Source organism: Mesorhizobium sp. B2-3-13 (assembly GCF_006442195.1).
Classification (GTDB): domain Bacteria; phylum Pseudomonadota; class Alphaproteobacteria; order Rhizobiales; family Rhizobiaceae; genus Mesorhizobium; species Mesorhizobium salmacidum.
Genome location: NZ_VFVQ01000030.1, coordinates 15,774 through 36,705 on the forward strand (window position 1 = coordinate 15,774; position 20,932 = coordinate 36,705).

The 20,932-nt window shown below is 64.8% G+C and carries 21 protein-coding genes; 7 read left to right on the top strand and 14 right to left on the bottom strand.

Going from position 1 to position 20,932, the window contains the following annotated elements; genetic code table 11:
* Window positions 1-4: 4 nt before the first annotated feature.
* From FJ941_RS26290 to tsaD, 6 genes are read right to left on the bottom strand one after another with little or no spacing between them, the layout of a single operon-like run.
* Window positions 5-421, bottom strand: coding sequence for a DUF1761 domain-containing protein (locus FJ941_RS26290; protein WP_140510216.1), 417 nt, complete (start codon window positions 419-421; stop codon window positions 5-7).
* Between the two features lie 22 nt (window positions 422-443).
* A complete protein-coding gene (locus FJ941_RS26295) occupies window positions 444-1,169 on the bottom strand; it encodes a methyltransferase (RefSeq protein ID WP_181169998.1) in 726 nt (241 codons plus the stop codon).
* Window positions 1,124-1,549, bottom strand: coding sequence for an EVE domain-containing protein (locus tag FJ941_RS26300; protein WP_140510219.1), 426 nt, complete (start codon window positions 1,547-1,549; stop codon window positions 1,124-1,126). The genes FJ941_RS26295 and FJ941_RS26300 overlap by 46 nt, the downstream gene beginning before the upstream one ends.
* Before the next feature lie 41 nt (window positions 1,550-1,590).
* Window positions 1,591-1,887 (bottom strand): YciI-like protein, encoded by a 297-nt coding sequence (locus tag FJ941_RS26305; protein WP_140510221.1) that lies wholly within the window; start codon window positions 1,885-1,887, stop codon window positions 1,591-1,593.
* A 31-nt stretch (window positions 1,888-1,918) separates the two neighbouring features.
* Window positions 1,919-2,941 carry an NAD(P)H-dependent glycerol-3-phosphate dehydrogenase gene (locus FJ941_RS26310; protein ID WP_140510223.1) on the bottom strand — a complete coding sequence of 341 codons (1,023 nt, stop codon included), beginning with the start codon at window positions 2,939-2,941 and terminating at the stop codon, window positions 1,919-1,921.
* Entirely contained in the window at window positions 2,938-4,023 is a 1,086-nt protein-coding gene (gene tsaD, locus FJ941_RS26315) for a tRNA (adenosine(37)-N6)-threonylcarbamoyltransferase complex transferase subunit TsaD (RefSeq protein WP_181166722.1), read from the bottom strand. The genes FJ941_RS26310 and tsaD overlap by 4 nt, the downstream gene beginning before the upstream one ends.
* A gap of 103 nt (window positions 4,024-4,126) precedes the next feature.
* Between tsaD and hemC the strand changes: the two genes are divergently transcribed.
* From hemC to FJ941_RS26345, 6 genes are all read left to right on the top strand, one after another.
* Window positions 4,127-5,065: a hydroxymethylbilane synthase gene (gene hemC / locus FJ941_RS26320; protein WP_140510226.1), complete on the top strand. Its 939-nt coding sequence runs from the start codon at window positions 4,127-4,129 to the stop codon at window positions 5,063-5,065.
* Between the two features lie 2 nt (window positions 5,066-5,067).
* Entirely contained in the window at window positions 5,068-5,784 is a 717-nt protein-coding gene (locus tag FJ941_RS26325) for a uroporphyrinogen-III synthase (protein WP_140510228.1), read from the top strand.
* Between the two features lie 110 nt (window positions 5,785-5,894).
* Window positions 5,895-7,370 (top strand): COG4223 family protein, encoded by a 1,476-nt coding sequence (locus FJ941_RS26330; protein ID WP_140510229.1) that lies wholly within the window; start codon window positions 5,895-5,897, stop codon window positions 7,368-7,370.
* A gap of 10 nt (window positions 7,371-7,380) precedes the next feature.
* The gene (locus FJ941_RS26335; protein WP_140510231.1) at window positions 7,381-8,973 is read left to right on the top strand and encodes a heme biosynthesis protein HemY; all 1,593 of its coding nucleotides are present in this window, start codon (window positions 7,381-7,383) and stop codon (window positions 8,971-8,973) included.
* Window positions 8,974-9,008: 35 nt separating this feature from the next.
* Entirely contained in the window at window positions 9,009-9,488 is a 480-nt protein-coding gene (locus FJ941_RS26340) for a TerB family tellurite resistance protein (protein WP_140510233.1), read from the top strand.
* Between the two features lie 18 nt (window positions 9,489-9,506).
* Window positions 9,507-10,223 carry a glutamine amidotransferase gene (locus FJ941_RS26345; protein ID WP_140510235.1) on the top strand — a complete coding sequence of 239 codons (717 nt, stop codon included), beginning with the start codon at window positions 9,507-9,509 and terminating at the stop codon, window positions 10,221-10,223.
* 169 nt (window positions 10,224-10,392) lie between these two features.
* Here the strand turns inward: FJ941_RS26345 and FJ941_RS26350 are convergent, their stop codons facing one another.
* The 8 genes from FJ941_RS26350 to FJ941_RS26385 form a co-directional block, all read right to left on the bottom strand.
* Entirely contained in the window at window positions 10,393-10,623 is a 231-nt protein-coding gene (locus tag FJ941_RS26350) for a hypothetical protein (RefSeq protein WP_140510236.1), read from the bottom strand.
* Window positions 10,624-10,696: 73 nt separating this feature from the next.
* Window positions 10,697-11,935, bottom strand: coding sequence for an MFS transporter (locus FJ941_RS26355; protein WP_140510238.1), 1,239 nt, complete (start codon window positions 11,933-11,935; stop codon window positions 10,697-10,699).
* A gap of 160 nt (window positions 11,936-12,095) precedes the next feature.
* Window positions 12,096-13,196 (bottom strand): aminotransferase class I/II-fold pyridoxal phosphate-dependent enzyme, encoded by a 1,101-nt coding sequence (locus tag FJ941_RS26360; protein ID WP_140510240.1) that lies wholly within the window; start codon window positions 13,194-13,196, stop codon window positions 12,096-12,098.
* A gap of 211 nt (window positions 13,197-13,407) precedes the next feature.
* Entirely contained in the window at window positions 13,408-13,872 is a 465-nt protein-coding gene (locus FJ941_RS26365; protein ID WP_027144591.1) for a MucR family transcriptional regulator, read from the bottom strand.
* 208 nt (window positions 13,873-14,080) lie between these two features.
* Window positions 14,081-14,785, bottom strand: coding sequence for an ROK family protein (locus FJ941_RS26370; RefSeq protein ID WP_140510273.1), 705 nt, complete (start codon window positions 14,783-14,785; stop codon window positions 14,081-14,083).
* Between the two features lie 14 nt (window positions 14,786-14,799).
* Window positions 14,800-16,176, bottom strand: a complete 1,377-nt coding sequence (gene zwf / locus FJ941_RS26375; RefSeq protein ID WP_140510242.1) for a glucose-6-phosphate dehydrogenase — start codon at window positions 16,174-16,176, stop codon at window positions 14,800-14,802.
* A gap of 22 nt (window positions 16,177-16,198) precedes the next feature.
* On the bottom strand, window positions 16,199-17,215 hold the full coding sequence (gene gnd, locus FJ941_RS26380; protein ID WP_140510243.1) for a phosphogluconate dehydrogenase (NAD(+)-dependent, decarboxylating): 1,017 nt from the start codon (window positions 17,213-17,215) through the stop codon (window positions 16,199-16,201).
* A 48-nt stretch (window positions 17,216-17,263) separates the two neighbouring features.
* Complete coding sequence (locus FJ941_RS26385; protein ID WP_140510245.1) at window positions 17,264-19,684, bottom strand: glucan 1,4-alpha-glucosidase; 2,421 nt, start codon at window positions 19,682-19,684, stop codon at window positions 17,264-17,266.
* A gap of 209 nt (window positions 19,685-19,893) precedes the next feature.
* Between FJ941_RS26385 and FJ941_RS26390 the strand changes: the two genes are divergently transcribed.
* Window positions 19,894-20,907, top strand: coding sequence for an ABC transporter substrate-binding protein (locus FJ941_RS26390; RefSeq protein WP_140510247.1), 1,014 nt, complete (start codon window positions 19,894-19,896; stop codon window positions 20,905-20,907).
* The last annotated feature ends 25 nt before the right edge of the window (window positions 20,908-20,932 follow it).

Consider the following 20,932-nt stretch of genomic DNA (forward strand, 5'->3'; position numbering starts at 1 on the left):
TATCTCAGCTCGCCGCGGCGCCGAACCAGCCGATCACCGCGCCGATGATCAGCAGCACGCCCAGCCAATGGCCGCCGTCGATGAGGGTCAGGTCCCAGCCGAAATTCTCATAGCGATGGTTGACCGACAGCGTCGTGGCGACGAAACCCAGCCAAAGCACGAAGCCGAAGATCAGGCCGGCGAGCCAGGTCGGCTCACCACCCGTCATCGCGCCGACGACCAGGGCCATGATGTAGGCCATCAGCAGCTCGGCGATGAAGGAGATGACGAAGGGCAGCGGCGATTTCTTCATCGTCGCCGGATCGAGCTTGACGGCCTTCAGCCAGGGCTTGCTCAACGCCATGTACCAGGCGGCGCCGAACAGCCATGCGACGACGGCGGCGGCAACCACCGCTATCCAGTTCACTGCTGAAAAATCCACGAGTTCCCCCTCCTGTGCGGCTTTATGGAAACGCCTGTTCGGCGATGGCGTCAAGCAGTCGCCACACGGTCGTGCGCTTGACTTCGGCATCCTCGAGCGCCCTTGTCACCGGCACCTGGTAGACGCCAAGCGGCTCCAGCCCCGATCGCGGCAGATAGGACCGGCCGGGATCGCCGACGAGGACCTCGGCGCCACGCCGTTTGAGCGCCGAAAACCACGGCATCAGCCGGTCGGCGAAGGGTTTGTCGTAGAAGACATCGCCAGCCAGGATCACATCCCAATCCGCATCGGTGCCGATACAGTCCGTGCCGAGGAATTTGTTCACGACGCCATTGGCGTCGCTGTTGAGCCGGATCGCGGTGGCGCAGAACGGGTCGATGTCGGCGGCGGTTATCTCGGCAGCCCCCGCCCTGGCGGCGGCGATGGCGACGAGCCCGGAGCCCGAGGCGAAGTCGAGCACGCGCTTGCCTCGCACTGTGTCGGGATTGTCGATGACGTAGCGGGCGAGGCCCTGGCCGCCGGCCCAGGCGAAAGCCCAGAAGGGTGGCGGCAGGCCGATCTCGACCAGTTCATCCTCGGTCCGCTGCCAAAGATCATGCGCTTCGTCGGCGAGGTGGAGAAGAATCTCCGGTACATGCGGCGGTGCCATCAGCGCCGTGTTGTCGAGGATGAACTGCCTGGCGCTGTCGGGGGTGAGTGCCGTCACGGCGCAGGCGTCAGGCCGCCCATGCGGCAGACTTCCTTCCATTCGGCCGGGGTCACCGGCTGCACGGAAAGCCGTCCGAGCCGCACCAGCGCCATCTCGGCCAGTTTTGGATTGGCCTTGACTTCTTCCAGCGTCGGCGGGTTCGGCATGTCCCTGACGGCACGGATGTCGACACACTCCCAGCGCGGATCATCGGATGTGGTGTCGGGATGGGCCAGCGCGCAGACCTCGGCGATGCCGACCACGTTCAGCCCCTCGTTGGAATGGTAGAAGAAGCCGAGATCGCCGATCTGCATGGCCTGCATGTTGTTGCGGGCGGCGTAGTTGCGTACGCCGTCCCATTGCGTGCCGGCGTTGCCCTTGGCCTTCAACGCCTCGAAGGAGAAAACCGAGGGTTCGGATTTGAACAGCCAGTAGTTCATTTTTCTCTCCTCCTTGCGACCCCGTCGCGGGCGACCGGAAATTAACTAGCCGCCGGCTTGTTGAACGTCCAGTTCCACTGGCGGATTTCGACGCTTTCGAACAGGCCGGCCTTGGCATAGGGGTCAGCGGCCGACAGGGCCTGTGCGCCTGCCAGATCGGGCGCCTCGACGACAACGAGGCTGCCGTTTGACTTGCCGTCGGCGTCGAGGAACGGACCGGCAAAGGCCAGCTTCTTGTCGCTGTTCAGCCCTTCGAGGAAGGCGACATGCTCGGGCCGCGTGTCGAGGCGCACCTGCAGGCTTCCGGGCTTGTCCTTGCAAATCAGAGCAAACAGCATGGTCTTTCTCCTGGGTGGTTGGATCAGGGGATCAATCGTTGGTTTCGGTCTTCAGCGGCCGGGTCATCAGGGCCGTCACGGCCTGGCCGATGGTGATCCCGCCGTCCAGTATGGCGGCCACGGCGGCGATGATCGGCGCATCGATATTGCGCTCGGCGGCGATGCGGGCGGCGATCGCCGCGGTCGGCACGCCCTCGGCCAGCGGCAGTCCGGAAAGCGCCTTGCCTTGCCCGAGCGCCAGCCCATAGGCGAAATTGCGCGATTGCGTCGACGAGCAAGTGAGCAGCAAGTCGCCAAGGCCGGAAAGCCCCATCAGGGTCTCGGGCCTGGCGCCGAAGGCGGCACCGATGCGGCGCAGCTCGACGAAGCCGCGCGTGACCATGGCGGCCTGCGCGCTGGCGCCGAGCCCGGCACCGGTGACAGCGCCGGCGGCGATGGCGAAGACGTTCTTCAAGGCGCCGCCGATTTCGACACCGATCAGGTCGTCGCTCGAATAGCAGCGCAGGTTTTCAGCCGAGAAACGGGCGGCAAGGTCGGCCGCTAGGGCGTCGTCGCCGGCAGCCACAACCACCGCCGTCGGCAGGCCGCGGGCGACATCGTTGGCGAAGCTTGGCCCCGACAGGGCGGCGACCGGGTTTCGCGGCAGGATTTCCGCAGCGATTGCCGACAGCAAGGCACCGGTGTCGCGCTCGATGCCCTTGGCGCAAAGCACGAGTGGAATGCCAGCCGGCATATGATCCTTCGCGGCCGCCAGGGTCGCCCGCAACGCTTGCGCAGGCGTCACCGCCAGCACGCAATCGACCCCGGCAAGCGCTGCCTCGATGTCGCTCGTCGCGTCTATACCGGGCGCGATGGCAATGCCCGGGAGATAGCGCGGGTTCTCGCCACGACCGATCGAGGCCACGGTTTCAGGGTCACGCGCGAACAGCCGTACCGAGTGGCCGGCGCGCAGCATGGCCAGCGCCAGCGCCGTGCCCCAAGCGCCGCCGCCGAGCACGGCGACACGCCAGCCGCTTTTGCCGGGGTCCGCGCTCTTCATGGCTTTGTCAGTCATGCCTTGGCTCCGCGCCGGCCGGAGCCGACCATTGGCGTCGAGACGCTATCCAGCGGCCAGCGCGAGCGTGGCACGAAATCGAAGCCGTTCTCCTGCGCCATGCCTTCGCGCAGCCGCTCAATGCCGGCCCAGGCGATCATCGCGGCATTGTCGGTGCACAATTTCAGCGGCGGCGCGACGAAGGTGAAACCATTCTCGGTACATAGCCGCTCCAGCGTCGCCTTGATGGCGCGGTTGGCGGCGACGCCGCCGGCGACGACCAGCGCCGGGTTTTTGGTGCCAGGGAATGTCTTGCGAAAGCGTGCCAGGGCGCGAGAAACGCGGTCGGCCAGCGCATCGGCGACCGCCGCCTGGAACGAGGCGCAGATGTCGGCGACGTCCTGGTCGCTCAAGGGCTCGATCGCGGTTGCCGCCTGGCGCACGGCGGTCTTCAAACCGGAAAAGGAGAAATCGGGCTGTGCCGAGCCTTTCATCGGCCGCGGGAAGGCAAAGCGCGAGGCATTGCCCGACAGCGCCGCCTTTTCGACATTGGGACCGCCGGGATAGGGCAGGCCGAGCATTTTGGCGGTCTTGTCGAAGGCTTCGCCGAGCGCGTCGTCGATGGTGGTGGCCCAGCGCTGGTAGTCGCCGACGCCGCGCACGGCGAGGATCTGCGTGTGACCGCCGGAGACCAGCAGCAAGAGATACGGGAATTCCAGGCCGTCGGTCAGCCGCGCCGTCAAGGCGTGGCCTTCGAGATGATTGACGGCGATCAGCGGCTTGCCGGCCGCCGCCGCGATAGCCTTGGCCGTCATCAGGCCGACAATCAGCCCGCCGACGAGGCCCGGCCCGGCGGTCGCGGCGATGGCATCGATATCGGCAAGCGCCACGCCCGAATCGGCGAGTGCCGCCTCGACGATGCCGTCCAGCGCCTCGACATGCGCGCGCGCGGCGATCTCCGGCACGACACCGCCGAAGGCGGCATGCTCCTCGATCTGGGAGAGCACGATATTGGACAGGATTTTCGGCGCGGCATCGCCCTCCAGCGCCACGACGCTGGCGGCGGTCTCATCGCAACTCGTCTCAATGCCCAGAACGCGGATCAATTCGTCGCTATCCCAAGAGATTGTTTATGAGGCTATTCCCCATTAGGAAAAGGCCGGCAAGACCTCGATTTCGCTCGGGGGTTATCACGGACCGCGCGCCATGCAAACTTTGAAAATCGGAACACGGAAAATCGGAACACGCGGCAGCCCGCTGGCGCTCGCCCAGGCGCATGAGACGCGTATGCGGCTAATGAAAGCGCATGGCCTTCCCGAGCAGGCGTTTGAAGTGGTGCCCATCTCGACCAGCGGCGACCGTATTCAGGACCGGCCACTGTCGGAGGCCGGCGGCAAGGGCCTGTTCACCAAGGAAATCGAGGAAGCGCTGCTCGATGGTCGTATAGACATCGCCGTGCATTCGTCGAAGGACATGCCGACGATGCTTCCTGACGGACTGGAGCTCTCCACTTTCCTGCCGCGCGAAGACGCGCGCGACGCTTTCATAGGCAAGGCGGTCAAGCGGATCGCCGATCTGCCGCATGGCGCCAAGATCGGATCGTCGTCGCTCCGTCGCCAGGCGCTGATCCGCCGGATGCGGCCGGATTTCGAGGTGGTGATGTTCCGCGGCAATGTGCAGACGAGGCTGCGCAAGCTGGATGAAGGCATCGCCGAGGGCACCATCCTCGCCTATGCCGGGCTGAAGCGGCTCGGGCTCGAAGGCGTGGTCACCGACCTGATGCCGCTGGAGGGTTTTCCGCCGGCGCCGGGACAAGGCGCGATCGGCATCGAAACACGCGTCGGCGACCGTGATATCGAGAATATGCTTGCGGCGATCCATCATGCGCCGACCGGCCAGGCCTTGGCCTGCGAGCGCGCGTTTCTCGCCGCGCTCGACGGCTCGTGCCGCACACCGATCGCCGGCCATGCGACGGTATCAGGCGGGAAACTGTCCTTTGCCGGGCTGATCATCTCGCCCGACGGCACGGAGTGGCATGACGTCCGGCTGGAAGGCGAGGCCGCGGACGCAGCGGAAATTGGGGCTGATGCCGCACGGACAGTTCGCGCCAGGGCCGGCGAAAAGTTCTTCGACGGTTGGCTCTGAAAATGCTCCGGGTCCTGGTCACCAGACCGGAGCCGGGTGCGTCGCGCACGGCGCGAAAGCTGGAGGAAATGGGTTTTGAGCCTCTTCTGCTGCCATTGACGGAGACGATGGCACTGCCGGTCGATGCCAGGGCGGTTCCGAACGACGTGGCCGCCGTTGCCATCACCAGCGCTAATGCGGTGCGCCATGCCCCTGGAGATCTGATGGCGGTGCTATCCAACCTGCCTTGCCATGCTGTCGGCAAGAGGACAGCGGAGGCGGCGCGCGACGCAGGCTTTCTCTCGGTCAGCGAGGGGCCTGGCGATGCCGAGGCGCTGGCCGCGGGCATGGGAATCGCGTTTTCCGGTAAAGCGCTCGTCTATCTCTGTGGGCGCGTGCGGTTTCCCGCCTTCGAACAGAAGCTGGAAGCTGCTCATGTCCAGGTCCATGCCGTCGAGACTTATGACACGATAGCGGTAAGCTATTCGGACGAAGCGATTCTTCCGCTGATATCAGGCCAATCCGTCGATGCGGTGCTGCTCTATTCGGCCAAGGCCGCTGCCGCGATGCAGGTCCTGGCCAGCCGGCCTGCCCTGCAAAAGGTCTTTGAAAAGACGCGGGTTTTTGTCCTTTCCGCGCGCATCGCCGCCGCCTTCGGCGACAGTGCCGGCAAAGCAATCCGCGTCGCCGCACGAGCCGACGAGGAGGAGCTGCTGGCACTTTTGCGGGCACGGCCCTGACCCGCGTCATCACACCGCCCCTTTTCACCGCTTGGTGATGTGCTAGACCCTTTCTGAACCATCACGCGCCGCCGGGCGTTGAGACGAAGCGAATTTTGCGGAGCCCATGCATGGTCAAGACGCCGAAGATGCGACACTCGAAAGGCCGCCGCGAGCCGGTGACCATCGACCTCGATCCGGGCGCCGTCTCACGCATCGTCGACGGGGATGCCGCCAAGGATATTGCCCAGACGGACGAGGCGAAGGCCGAGGAAGCAGCGAATGCCTCACGGCCAGAGCCCCCGGAAGAGCCGGTGCATGCCGATCAGGCGGATCTCGAACCCTGGGAGCATGGCGATGCCGCCGGGCAGTCTGGCACGGATTCGCCACCGCATGCCGAGGCCAAGACCGCCGAGCCGGAAATGCCTTATCCCGGTTCGGATACTCCCGCCAACCGCGCCAAGGCTTCCGACTATAATTTTGAGGATGCAACCGCCAAAACCGCCGAGACCAAGGCGGCTTCCGGAAAAGCCGACGCAAGGAGCGAACCGATGACAGTGCAGCCGAAGCGGGGCGGCCTCAACGGCGTCGCCGCCGGCATCATCGGTGGTGTCATCGCGCTGGTCGGTGCCGGCGGCCTGCAATTTGCCGGCCTACTCGGCGCGCCGGGATCCGCTCCCGGTGCCTCGCTCGCTGGTGTCAATGGCGAGATTGCCTCGCTGAAGAGCGAAATCGCGGACATGAGGGAAGCCGGCAACAACAATGGTGCGTCGGCCAGGGTCGATGGCCTGTCGTCGGGGCTCGACCAGGTCAAGAGCGATGTCGCGGCGCTGAAATCGGCGGTCGAACAGGGCGGCGCCGGCGACAATGCCGGGCTTGCAGCACTTGGCGACAAGGTCAAGCAGATCGAAACCACGGTGGCGGCCCTCGGCAAGGCCGGCAGCACGGCACCGGTCGACCTTGGTCCGCTCAACGAAAAAATGGCGGGTCTCGATGCGCTGGTGAAGTCGACGAGCGAGGCGGCGAAGGCGCAGGAAGGCCGGCTCGCCGCGCTCGAACAGTCGGTGTCGCAGCTTTCCGGCAAGGTCGATGCACAGGCATCGCAGCCGAAGGTCGCGCTCGCCATCGCGGCTTCGGCGCTGAAGGCCGCGCTCGATCGCGGCGCGCCGTTTTCGGCCGAACTCGATACGCTGGCCGCGATTTCGCCTGATGCGCCGCAGCTCGCGACGTTGCGCCCCTATGCCGAAAAAGGCGTGCCGACCCGCACCGAGATCGCCTCGCAGATGGATGCGGCCGCCAATGCCATGGTCGCAGCGGCCACGCCGGCCGACCAGAATGCCGGCTTCCTGCAGAACCTGATGTCGAGCGCCGAATCGCTGGTCAAGGTCCGGCCGATCGGTGCCGTCGAAGGCGCCGGCGCACCGGAAACCGTGGCGCGCATGGAGGTTGCGGTCACTCAGGGCGACTATGCCAAGGCGCTCAGCGAATATGACACGTTGCCGCAAGCCGTGAAGGCCGCGGGCGCCGACTTTGCCGGCAAACTGAAAGCCCGCATCGAGGTCGAAACCCAGGTCGACGCACTGATCTCCGGCGCGATGAAGGCATGAGGGCAACACGATGATCCGCCTGCTCGCCTTCCTCATCGTCGTCTTCGCGCTCGGGCTGGGCTTTGCCTGGCTGGCCGACAGGCCCGGCGACATGGTCGTCACCTTCAACGGCTACCAATACCAGGTGAGCCTGATGGTGGCGGCGGTGGCCGTCGTTGCCGTCGTTGCGGCGGTGATGATCGTCTGGTGGCTCATCAAGTCGCTGTGGAACAGCCCCTACACCATCTCGCGCTATTTCCGCGTGCGCCGCCGTGACCGTGGCTATCAGGCGCTGTCGACCGGCATGATCGCCGCCGGTGCCGGCGACGGGGCGCTGGCCCGCAAGAAGACCAAGGAAGCGGCCAAGCTGATCCGCTCCGACCAGGAGCCGCTGATCCATCTGCTCGAGGCGCAGGCATCGCTGCTCGAAGGCGATCATGAAGGCGCGCGCCAAAAGTTCGAGAGCATGCTCGACGACCCCGAAATGCGGCTGCTTGGCCTGCGAGGGCTTTACCTGGAGGCTGAGCGTCTGGGCGACCGCAACGCAGCCCGGCACTATGCCGGCCGCGCCGCCGCCGTGGCGCCGCAACTGGCCTGGGCAGCCGAATCGACGTTGGAGGAGCTGACCGCGCGCGGTGACTGGGACGGGGCGCTGAAACTGGTCGATGCGCAGAAGTCGACGCGGCAAATCGAACGCGACGCCGCCAACCGCCGCCGCGCCGTGCTGTTGACCGCCAAGGCGCAGTCGCTCGCCGATAGCGATCCCGCGGCTGCCAGGACAGCGGCGCTCGAGGCTAACAGACTGCAGCCGGATTTCGCCCCCGCCGCCGTTGCCGCCGCCGCGGCGCTGTTCAAGCAGAACGACGTACGCAAGGGCTCGAAGATCCTCGAAGCAGCATGGAAGGCCGAGCCGCATCCCGAAATCGCGGAGCTCTATACCCATGCAAGGCCGGGTGACGCCGTGTTTGATCGGCTCAACCGGGCAAAGAGGCTGCAGGAGATGAAGAAGAACCACGCCGAATCGTCGATGACAGTGGCGCGTGCCGCGCTCGACGCGCAGGATTTGTCGACCGCCAGGCGCGAGGCCGAAGCCGCGATCCGCATGGATCGCCGCGAGGGTGCCTATCTGCTCCTTGCCGATATCGAGGAGGCCGAGACCGGCGACCAGGGCAAGGTGCGGCAGCTGCTCTCCAAGGCGGTTCGGGCGCCGCGCGATCCGGCCTGGGTGGCCGACGGCGTCGTCTCCGAGCGCTGGGCGCCGGTATCGCCGGTTACCGGCCGTCTCGACGCCTTCGAATGGCGCGCGCCGATGGAGCGGCTTGGCCAACTGATCGACAGCCGCGATGAGCCGGATGCCCCGGTAGTGGCCATCGAGGCCCCGGCGAGGCCGGAAAAGCCGGTCGACGTGATCGATCATGCCGCCTCGGGCAACGAGGCGACGGGCAAGGACGCCGAAAGCCGCGAGGATCATGTCACCCCGGTCACGGCAGCCGCCTTTGCCGCGGTGCCGGCCGATGCCGAAGCCGTCGAGCCGGCGGAAGAACTGGCGCGCCTGCCGGACGATCCAGGCGTCGATCCGGACGACGAGGCGGAAAAGTCGCCACGCCGGTTCCGGCTGTTTTGATTTGGGCCGGCCATCGGGCCGTTGGGAATGAATCGATGTTCGAGCGCGTTCTGTCGTTTCTCAGGGATTTGCCGGCTGGCTCCGCCAGCCATACCAGCACGGACGACCCGCGCGTCGCGGCTTCGGCGCTGCTCTACCATGTGATGAATGCCGACGGGGTTCGCCAGGATGTCGAGTGGGAGCGGTTCAAGGCGGTGCTGGCGCAGAGCTATTCGATCAACGGTGCCGAACTCGAAGCGCTGGCCGCCGCAGGCGAGCGCGCCGACAACGAGGCGATCGATCTCTACGCCTTCACCAGCGTGCTCAAGCGCCATCTCGACGCGGAGGGGCGCAAGGCCTTCATCGGCCTGATGTGGGAGATCGTCTATGCCGATGGCGAGCTGCATGAGCTCGAGGACAATACGGTGTGGCGGGTCGCCGAGCTGATCGGCGTCGAGCGCCACGACCGGATCGAGGCGCGCCGCAAGGCCGCGGCCGAGGTACCGGGTGCCCGTGGGACGTCAAGCGACGAATAGACGGGATCTCGTCCAACGATGCCGCCCATAACGAGCCCGAAGCCAAGAATCCTGATCGTGCTGCATCAGGAGAATTCGAGCCCCGGGCGCGTCGGCCACATGTTGCTGGAAGAAGGCTTCGATCTCGACATCCGCCGCCCGCCGCTCGGCGACGCCTTGCCCGAAACACTGGATGGTCATGCCGGCGCGGTGGTGTTCGGCGGGCCGATGAGCGCCAATGACGAGGACGAATTCGTCCGCCGCGAGACCAACTGGCTGGAAATCCCGCTCAGGGAAAACCGGCCACTGCTCGGCATCTGTCTTGGCGCGCAGATGCTGGCCAATCATCTCGGCGGCAAGGTCGAGGGCCATGGTGAAGGGCTGGTCGAGATCGGTTGGTATCCGCTGAAGGCGACCGAGGCCGGCAAGAAACTGATGCACTGGCCCGAAATGGTCTACCAGTTCCATCGCGAGGGTTTTTCGCTGCCGACCGACGCGATGCTGCTGGCCACGAACGAGACCTATCCCAACCAGGCTTTCCGCTACGGCGACAATGCCTGGGGCATCCAGTTCCATGGCGAACTGACCCGGGTGATGATGCAACGCTGGGTGGTGCGCGGCGCCCACCGCTTCGAGCTGCCCGGCGCCCAGCCCGGCCGCGATCATCTCGGCGGCCGGCTGATCTGGGACATGCATTTGAGGCGCTGGCTGGACGAGTTCTTGCGCATGATTTTTGGCGGACCGGTGGCGCGGTAGAGTCGAACCGGTGCTCTGAACGGCCAAATCCGGCCGACTTCCGACCGGCGGCTTTCGGCGCGTGAAACTAGAGCAATTCCAGGAAAAGTGCGTAGCGGTTTTCCATCCGGAATTGCGTGAAGACAAAGGGTTAGAGCGGTTCGGCGATTCCAACAAACACTGAACCGCTCTAGTCCGAAAAGCTCACGCTCACGCCGCGCTGCCGAAAATAAGCCTGCATCAACTTGCGGCCCGAGCGGTTGCTCTGCGCCAATTTAGCAGGATCGAACACCGCCTGTTTTATCCCTTCTCGTGCCAGCGCTGCCTTGAGCGTCGCGATATGTGCGTCGATGTCGGCATTGTCCGCCCGAAGAGACGCATAGATACTTTCGGTCGCCTCGGCCACAGTCGGTTCGCTCACAGGTGTCGTCCTTTGGTTGGTTGGGCGGGCGGCTTAGCACAGATTCGCTGCCCCGCCGATAGCGATGAAGCCGTCAGTTTCGTCCTTTGAGGTGCCGCACCTTGCGCAGCGCCGGGAATAGATAGGCCCACAGGCCAGCAACCGCGACGGCGCCGACGCCGCCGATGACGACCGCCGGAACCGTGCCGATCAGCGCCGCCATGGTGCCGGCACGGAACTCACCCACTTCGTTGGACGCCCCGACGAAGACCTGGTTGACGGCGTTGACGCGGCCGCGCAGTTCGTCGGGCGTCCACAGCTGGATCAGCGTTTCCCTGATATAGACGCTGAACATGTCGGTGGCGCCGAGGAAGACTAGAGCGACGATAGACAGCCAGGTGAGGGTCGACAGACCGAACAGCACGGTGAAGGCGCCGAACGCCGCCACGAAGCTCAGCATGATCTTGCCGGCGTGGTCGCGGATCGGGTGCCCGGCGAGCCATACCGCGACGCAGATGGCGCCGATGCCCGGCGCCGAGCGCAGCAGGCCGAGGCCCCAGGGGCCGAGCTGCAGAATGTCGCGCGCATAGACCGGCAGCAGTGCCGAGGCGCCGGACAAAAGCACTGCGAACAGATCGAGCGAGATGGCGCCGAGCACGATCTTCTCGCTCCAGATGTAGCGGAAGCCGGCAAATAGTGTTTCCATTGTCGGCTTATCGGTGGCGCTTTGCTGGGCGGGTTTGGGAATGGTGAAGATCAGCAGACCGGCCACCAGCATCAGCACAGAGGCGACGGCGTATGCGGCTTCGGCCGAGACGCCATAGAGCAGGCCGCCGGCGACCGGACCGACAATCGTGGCCGTCTGCCAGGCGGAGGAGTTCCAGGCAATCGCATTGCCGAAATCTTCCGGCGGCACCAGATTGGCGAACAGCGACGACGAGGCCGGTCCGTAAAAGGCGCGCGCCATGCCGAATAGCGCCAGAATGACGAAGATCGGCAGCGGACTGACGAGGCCGCGCAGCGTGAAGTACAGGAGAACGAGCGCACAGGCTGCCTCGACCACCGTTGCCAGCGCCATGATCACCCGGCGGCCGAAGCGGTCGGCGACGGCGCCAGTGACCAGCACCAGCAACAGCGATGGCAGGAACTGGACGATGCCGACGATGCCGAGATCGAACGGATCGCGCGTCAGGTCATAGATCTCCCAGCCGACGGCGACGGAAACGATCATGGTCGCGAAGGTGGTGAGAAAGCGCGCCGTCCAATAGCTGAGGAAGGCTTTGTGCCGGAAAGCGGCGTAACGCTGCTCCGGTAAAGTTTGTTCAGGTATCATGAAGATAGGGCCCCGGTTGCTTTGGCATCGGCTGGCGGGGCACTTCCCGGATGGGCGCTGTTCCGGCCAATGGAACTTGGTAAAATTCGGCGCGGATATGCGTCAAAAACAGGTCTGGATCAAGGGACTTTCGATCCGCGTCGTCGATCGCACGCGGAAGTTACTGCCGTAGCGCGGCCGAAATCGCGTTCAATCCGCCTCTCAATTCGGCCTCCGTCGGCCAGCCGAAGCCGACGCGGAAGAAGCGCTTTTCCATCTCGAACCAGTGGCCGGGCCCGACATAGGTGCCGTGGTCTTCCAACAGCCTGATATAGAACCGGTCTAGGTCGAAGCCGGGTGCGACATCGAGGCGCGGGAAACCGACGACACCGCCCTCAGGCCGTACCCAGTCGACCAGCGGCTCGCGGTCGATCCAGGCCTGGACGATGTCGCGGCGCTTGGCCATTTCGGGAAGCAGCTTTGCCAGAAACGCGTCCCGGCGATCCAGCATGCCGCGCGCAATGCCTTCGTCGATGACGCTGCCGCAGATGCCGATCTGCTCTTTGGCGGCGAGGAATTTTTCCTGGAGGGCTGCATCCCTGGTGATCAGCCAGCCGATGCGGATGCCGGGAATGCCGAAGGCTTTTGACAGCGACGAGACGCTGATGGCCTTTTTGCTCAGGGAAGCCGCCGCTGGCAGGCGCTTGCCATAGGAAAGATCGCGGTAGGTTTCGTCGACCAGCAAATGGCAGCCACTGGCCTCGGCAAGCGCGACCAGCGCGTCGAGATCGGCGCGGCTCATCATGGTCCCGGTCGGGTTGTGCGGGCAAGTAACGCTGATCAGCCTGGTGTTCGGCCGCATCGCTGCCTTGATGCGTTCGACGTCGATGGCAAAGCCTTCCTCGAAAGCCAGGTCCACGAAGCTGATGGCGCAGCCGATCGCCCTCGGCGTTTCAATGTTGGTGGCGTAGTTGGGCCTGATGACGACGAGGTGATCGCCGGCCGACAGCAGCGAGGTCGAGATGATGAACAGCGCACCGGCGGCACCGGCGGTGACCAGCACATCGTCGGGCGCGATGCCGGCATCCTGCGCGGCGATCAGGTCGCGCAACGCCTTGTCGCCGCGGTGCTCGCCGTAAAAGAGCGTCAGGTCGGGCAGCGAGAGGCCGATGTCGGAGAGCTTCTGGTCGGTAATCGAGCTTTCGGAGAGATTGTAGCGGATACGCTCATAGCCGTACTCCTCCGGGGCTTCTCTCTCGATCACCATCCTGGTGTAGTTCATCGCTTCCCCTCCGGAGCGGTTCACCGTTTCACGGAAACGGCAAGAGCTCCATCCCCTTTGTCTAGACGCAATTCCGGACGGAAAACCGTTTCACACTTTTCCTGGAATTGCTCAAAGCTTGTCTGGTTCATCCAAGCCACAAAAGCATGAAGCCTGCCAAGGCGTAACCGCCGGCAGGCTTCAGACAAAACATTGGCTCAGATGAAACCGCTCAGGCCGAAACCTTGGCCTTCCTGCCCTTCGACTTGGCAGGCGCCGGCGCGACGGCCTTGCGGCCGAGCCCGATCGACTTCGCCAGTTCCGAGCGCGAAGCGGCGTAGTTGGGTGCGACCATCGGATAGTCCGACGGCAAGCCCCATTTGGCGCGGTAGGCGTCCGGCGTCAGGCCGAAATGCACGCCGATATGACGCTTCAGCGATTTGAACTTCTTGCCGTCCTCGAGGCAGATGATGAAATCCGGGGTCACCGACTTCTTCGGGTTGACGGCGGGGACCAGCGGTGCCGCCACCGGAGCGACCGGCTGGCCGAGCCCGCTGATCGAGGCGCTGACGCTGGCGATCAGTTCGGGAAGGCCGGACGCAGGCAGGCGGTTCTTCTCGACATAGGCCGATACGATATGGGCCGTCAGTTCGAGAAGGTCGAGGGTTTTGCTGGCGTGGCTGTTCTCGTCGGTCAATCTATTTTCCTCCATCCATGGCGCATGACCTCGAAAATGGGGCCGTTTTCAAAAAGGATGATGCGCAAAATTAAAGTGCGTCGTCTTTGTGCGTCGCGCGCGACGCGATGTAGTGGGGCTGACTTCCTAGTCGGCAAATCTGCACAATGCAATCTATCGGCGCGACATCACACGCCATTTTGAACAACTATACTAAACTGTAATAATATCAGACGATCAGGGCCTTGTCGCGCCACAGACGAAATCCGCCTTCGAAAGCGCGTGTGTTGTCACCGCGCCTGGAGTTGGGGGGCAATTCGTCGAGCTTGTCGACATTGCCGCCGCCGATGACGACATAGTCTGGCTGCAGGGCGGCGCGCAGGCGGTTGACGACGTCGAAGACATAGCCGCGCCACTTCTTCTTGCCGCGCTTTCCCAGGCCGCGTTCGCCGACATAGTCCTCGAAGCTCTGGCCTTTTCTGTAGGGGAGATGGGCGAGTTCCATCGGCTGGCCGACATTGTCGAGGATCATCGCCGCGCCGAGGCCGGTTCCGAGGCCCAGGAACAGCATGCGCCCGCCCTCATAGCTGCCGAGGGCCTGCATCAGCGCATCATTGACCACCTTGACCGGCTTGCCGAACTCAGCGGCGAAGTCGAAGCCGGCCCAGCCCTTGCCGAGATTCATGGGGTCAAGCACCGGCTTGTTGTGACGCACAGGGCCCGGATAACCCATCGAGATGACGTCATAGGACAGGCCCTCGGCGAGCTTCTTCACCTTGCCGATCATCTGCCGTGGCGTCAGGTCAGGCCCGGAATCCGCCCGGCGCTCGGTGCCGCCGTCGCTGGTCAGGATCTTGACGTGCGACCCGCCAATGTCGATCGCCAGCACTATCTTCCCGGTGTCCGACGCCGCCTCCTTCACCGCCTTGGCCATCTTGTCCTCTCCGTTCATGCCACCGGATCAATCCAGCCATTGGGCGGCCCGAAGCCGGCCATGGCGTCCGCCGGTCCCCACGTCTTCGGCTCGTAAAGATGCGGCGGCGTGGTGTCGCCGAGCACCGGACCGACGATGCGCCATGCCAGTTCGGCGGCGTCCTGGCGGGTGAAGAGCTGGCCATTGCCGTTCATGGCGTCGCCGATCAGCCGTTCATAGGGCGGCATGTCGCCCTTCGAATCGTCAAGCGCGGTCAGTTCCACCTGCTCGCCGGTCATGTCGTCGCCGGGCGCCTTGCGCTGGGCACCGATGGCGATCGTCACCTGCGGGTCGATGCGAAAACGGACGTAATTCTGGTCGGTGGGCTTGATCGGATCGAAGACGTCGAGCGGCGGCCGCTTCAGCCGCACCACCACCTCGGTGACATGCACCGGCATGTTCTTGCCGGCGCGGATGAAGAACGGCACGTCCTGCCAGCGCCAGGTGTCGACGAAGAAGCGCACCGCTGCGAAGGTCTCGACCGGCGAGTTCGGCGCCACGCCGGGCTCGGCGAGATAGCCGGTGAACTGGCCGCGCACGACATCGTCTTTCGTCAATGTCCGGATGGCGCGCAGCACCTGCACCTTCTCGTCGATCAGGTCGTCGGCGGAGCGGCCGACCGGCGGCTCCATGGCCAGGAGCAGCAGGATGTTGAGCAGATGGTTCTCGATGACGTCGCGGATAGCGCCGACATCGTCGTAGAAGCGGCCACGGCCTTCGACGCCGAAGTCCTCGGCCATGGTGATCTGGACGCTCTCGACGTAATTTCGGTTCCAGATCGGCTCGAGCAGGGCGTTGGCGAAGCGGAAATAGAGCAGGTTCTGGATCGCTTCCTTGCCGAGATAGTGGTCGATGCGGAAGATCGACTGTTCGTCGAATACGAGGTGCAGCACGCGGTTCAGCCAGCGCGCCGACTGCAGATCGTGGCCGAAGGGCTTTTCCACCATCAGCCGCGCGCCATGCGCGGTGCCCGACTGCTCCAGGCCTTGCACGACTGTCTCGAACATGGACGGCGGCACCGCCATGTAGTGCAGCGGCCGCTGGGCGCTGCCGAGTGCCGTCTTCAGCTTCTCGAACGTGGCCGGATCGCGATAGTCGCCGCTGACATAGCGCAGCAGCGACGCCAGCTTGGCGAACACCTTCTCATCGATGGCGCCGAGCGCGCTGACGATGCCGTCGCGAGCCCGGTCCTGCAATTGCCTCAAATCCCAGGCATCGAAGGCGACGCCGATCACCGGTTCGGTAAGCGTGCCCTTGGCGATCATCTGGTAAAGCGCTGGAAATATCTTCTTGTGGGCGAGGTCGCCGGTCGCTCCGAAGAGCACCAGCGTGTCGGACCGTTCCTGGCTCATGCCTGCGTCTCCCCTGCCGCCGTCACTTGCCGTCCTTCGGCTTTTCGATGTGACCGCCGAAGGCATAACGCATGGCGGACAACAGCTTGTCGGCGAATTCGGATTCGCCTTGCGAGGAGAAACGATCGAACAGGGCCGAGGACAGCACCGGCGCCGGCACGCCGGTGTCGATCGCCGCCTTCAGCGTCCAGCGTCCCTCGCCGGAATCCGAGACCCGGCCGCCGAATTGCGCCAGACCCGGATCGCTCTTCAGCGCGCCGGCGGTGAGATCGAGCAGCCAGGAGCCGATGACGCTGCCATGTCGCCACACCTCGGCCACCTGCGGCAGGTCGACGTCGAACTGGTAGTATTGCGGGTTTTCCAGCGGGCTGGTCTCGGCGTCCGCCATACGCTGCCGCTTGCCGGCATTGGCCGACTTCAGGATGTTCATGCCTTCGGCATAGGCGGCCATGACGCCATATTCGATGCCGTTGTGCACCATCTTCACGAAGTGGCCGGCGCCGCTCGGTCCGCAATGCAGGTAGCCATAGGGCGCGGTGCCGGCGGTCTTGTCCGGGGTGGGCGCGCCGGCATCGGCGCCAGGCGCCAGCGTGGCAAAGATCGAATCGAGGTGCTGCACCGCCACGTCGGGGCCGCCGATCATCAGGCAGTAGCCGCGTTCCAGGCCCCAGACACCGCCGCTGGTGCCGACATCGACAAGGTGGATGCCCTTGGCGGCCAGTTTCGCGGCCTGATCGACAGCGTCGTGATAGTAGGAATTTCCGCCGTCGATGACGATGTCGCCAGGCTCCATCAGCGCCGCGACCTGATCGATGATCTTGCCGGTGATCGCCGCCGGCAGCATCAGCCACACGCAGCGCGGCTTGGCGAGCTTGCCGATGAATTCCGCCATCGAGGCTGCTCCGGACGCGCCGTCGCTCACCAGCGCCGCGACGCTGGCCGGATTGATGTCGTAGACGACGCATTCGTGGCCGTCGCGCATCAAGCGCCGCACCATGTTGGCGCCCATCCGGCCCAGTCCCATCATTCCGATCTGCATGGTTTCGTCCTGTTTCCTAGAGATTTGCTGGGTTTGTCGAGGAAGGATCTACTGGCTGTCCTGAACGCCTGACATGACGGAGAAGTCGACATTCTCCCAATCGCCGGTTCCGGGCCAGAAAAAAGTGAAGATCAGCGTGCTTCCGCCGGGGAGGCTGGCCGTGGGCAGATCGACAAGGTGGATGCCGAAAGCGTTCTCCCCCGTCTGGCTGTCGTGGGCGGTTGCCCAACTGTCGGTGCTCCAGTGGACAGTGGCTGCTGCCAGCAATTCGATACGCAGCGTCTTGCCGGCCGGCAGCGCGCGGATCTTGTTGTTGAAGCGCCATGTCCTGAATAGCGAAACGGTGTTGTCCTCGATGTAGCGCCTCACGCCTTGCGGCGGCATGTCGAAGACGGCGCGGTCGCGCAGCGAGCGCAACAGCTTGATATGTTCGGAATGCGCCCAGACCAGCGGCATGGCGCTGCCTGATGGCTTGCCATACAACAGTTCGCGCTCAGGAATATCGGCGCCGTCCCAGACCTGTTCGGGCAGCAGGCCGCCGGGTCCGGCCGACCGTTCCAGCGCATCGAGCAGGCTGGCTGCCTTGTCCTTGTGCCCAGCCGCCAGCTCGTAATGGGCGCGTTCGCCGGCGAGCAGCGGCCACGGCCGGCCCTGGCCGGTGCCGTCGAAGGGCGAGCCATCCTCGTGTTCACCATAGCCGTCGCTGTTGTAGCGGTACCAGAGCGGTCCTTGCGGCAGCTCGCAGCGCAACTGCGCGTCGATGGCCTTGACGGTGCCGACGATGCGCGGATCGTCGGCGGCCCTCAGGCCAAAGCGCACCAGGGCCAGTGCGTCCGGGCTGACGATTTCTTCGACCGGCCGTTCCGTGTCGCCGGGCGGCCGGTTCTTGATCGGGACATAGCCATCCTTCGGCGAGCCGGCATCGGCGCTGTCGGGCGGCGCGATGCGGACGTAGTAGCCGCCGACGCCCACGGCCCTGCAGATGGCGGTGCCGGTGACATAAGTCCAGCGCTCGACCTGGTCGTTCCAGCAGTCGGCGGTCTCGCGCAGATAGCTTGCTGCGTCCGGCTTGCCGCAGGCATCGAGCAGGTCGGCGCAGGCAAGCAGTGCCGCAATCTCGACGGCCAGCGTGAACGGGCTGTAGCCGGCGTCTTCTTCCCAGCGGTCCTCGCCGGTGACGGGACCATTGCGCACGACATAGGACGCCGCGCGCTCAATCATCGGCAGGAAGGCCCTGAGCCTGGCAGTCGGCAGGTGGCCAGCGCGATGCAGGGCATCGGCCAGCAGCATGGGGAAGGCGCATTCGTCCATCTGGATGCCGGGCCAATAGGCGGAGCCGTCGAGCCAGGCGTTCTGCGGCCAATGGCCGTCCGGCTGTTGGATGGAGCGGAGGTATTCCAGGATCTGCAGTGCCGAAGCGGCATCGCCGGCGGCGAGATAGCCGCCCGCCGTTTCGACCAGGTCGCGCGGCCAGACCAGGTGATAGCCGCCGAGATCGTCGTCACCTTTGTCGAACCCCCACGGAACCGATAGGCTGGCCACCGCCGCGCCCGGCATGGCCGATGACCGGTGGGTGGCCAGCATCGCGGTGGAGACGCGGTAGCTGTTTACTCCCGGCACCCCGGGCGTGCGGTCGCGGTCCAGTGGCAGCAGCCCCGCCTGCCATTTGCGCCATTTTTCGACATAGGATTTCGCCGTCGGTTCAAAACCCCGTTTCAGGCTGGCGAAGGCGTTTTCGGCCGCTTCGTCTGGAGCCGCGCCAAAACCCAACGCCAACACTGCTTTTGTGTTGACGGCGGTGAAACCGATCTCGCCGGTCAGCGCTACATTGCCGTCCTCGGCGCGCCGCCAAGCCGGATCGAGCTTGCCGGCATGGTTCAATTGCTGCCAACCGTCGGAGAAGCCGACATAGCCGGCCGAACAATCCCGCCAGGACAGCGACGAGGCCAGCGCCAGGCAGGTGCCGCGCCCCGAGGCAAACAGGACAGGCTTTCCCTGGTACTCGCCGACCCAGGCGCTGTTGCCCATGCCGGCATTGACCAGATGCGGCGACAGAAGCGCGTAGACGCGGTAGTCGGCGACGGAGCCCTTCAGCGGGTTGAAGGTGATCTCCTGCAGCAAGGTCGGGCGCGCCGGATCGGCCAGAATGCGCTTCTCGATCCGGTAGGCGCCGTCATCGGCCGTGTTGGCCAGCCTGTAGGCGGGCACGCCGTCCTCGAACGGCTCGATGCCGTGCGCGGCATCCCGCTTCTCCTCGGAAAAATATCCATCCCTGCGGGTGACGATCAGGCCGAGGTCGCGCGTGCAAGCGCTGTCGACGCGCGGATAGTACACCTCGTTCAGGATGCCGTGGCTGATGGTGAACCAGACGCGACTGGACGGCGAAAGCGCCGATCCCACGCCGCTCTTGGCACTAGAGGTCCAGCGCGCGGGAATTCCCGGTGCGCCCGGCGGCACAGTCGGTGTCATGCTTGTTCGCTCTCCTGGCCCGTATGCCTAGCCATCAACCGGAGCCATTTCAATCAGCGCACCGCAAGTTGATCGCCGGCGTACATCGGATTGCAGTTGACAGCCCGCCGGCCTTCTGCACTTTTGTCTGACAATAGATAAAAAACAGGATCGCAACCGCGAAATCGTCGACAACCAACCTGATCAGCAACTCTCGGGAGGAGTATCACATGAACAAGCTATTGGTTCTCAGCACGCTTGCGGCGGTGCTCGCAGCAGGTACGGCTTTGGCCGACACCAGCGGCAAGAAGATCGCGTTCTCCAACAATTACGCCGGCAATTCGTGGCGGCAGGCGATGCTCGACAGCTACGGCATCGTCACCAAGAAGGCGGTCGACGACAAGATCGTCGGCGCGGCCGATGTCTTCACCACCGCCGACAAGGAGGTGCCGACCCAGGCCGCTCAGGTGCAGAACCTGATCCTGCAGGGCTATGACGCCATCGTCATCAACGCCGCCTCGCCGGATGCGCTCAACGGCGCCATCAAGCAGGCCTGCGACGCTGGCATCACCGTCGTTTCCTTCGACGGCACCGTAACCGAGCCTTGCGCCTACCGCGTCGTCGTCGACTTCAAGGACATGGGCAAGCAGGAAGTCGAGCATATGGCCAAGTTCCAGCCCAAGGGCGGCAATCTGCTTGAAATCCGAGGCCTGGCCGGCACTTCGATCGACGACGCCATCCATGCCGGTATCCTCGAGGGCGTTGCCGCCCATCCCGAGTTCAAGATCGTCGGCTCGGTCACCGGTGACTGGGACCAGACCACGGCGCAGAAGGCGGTGGCGACCATCCTGCCGTCGCTGCCCGACATCGTCGGCATCGTCGACCAGGGCGGCGACGGCTATGGCGCCGCGCAAGCCTTCGCCGCCGCAAACAAGCCGCGCCCGACCATCATCATGGGCAACCGGCAGGACGAATTGAAGTGGTGGAAGGAACAGAAGGACAAGGACGGCTACCAGACCTGGTCGGCCTCGATCGCGCCTGGCGTGTCGACGCTCGCCTTCTGGGTGGCGCAGCAGGTGCTCGATGGCCGCAAGGACATCCCGCACGATCTGCTGGTGCCGTATCTCGCCTTCACCCAGGACGATTTCGAGGCGGCCCTGCCGAAGATCAAGGAGGGCGGTGTCGCCACCCACGAATACACGCAGGAAGATGCCATCGCGGCGATCAAAGCCAATATCAAGTGAAAGTCGCACACGCGTTGCCGCGCGC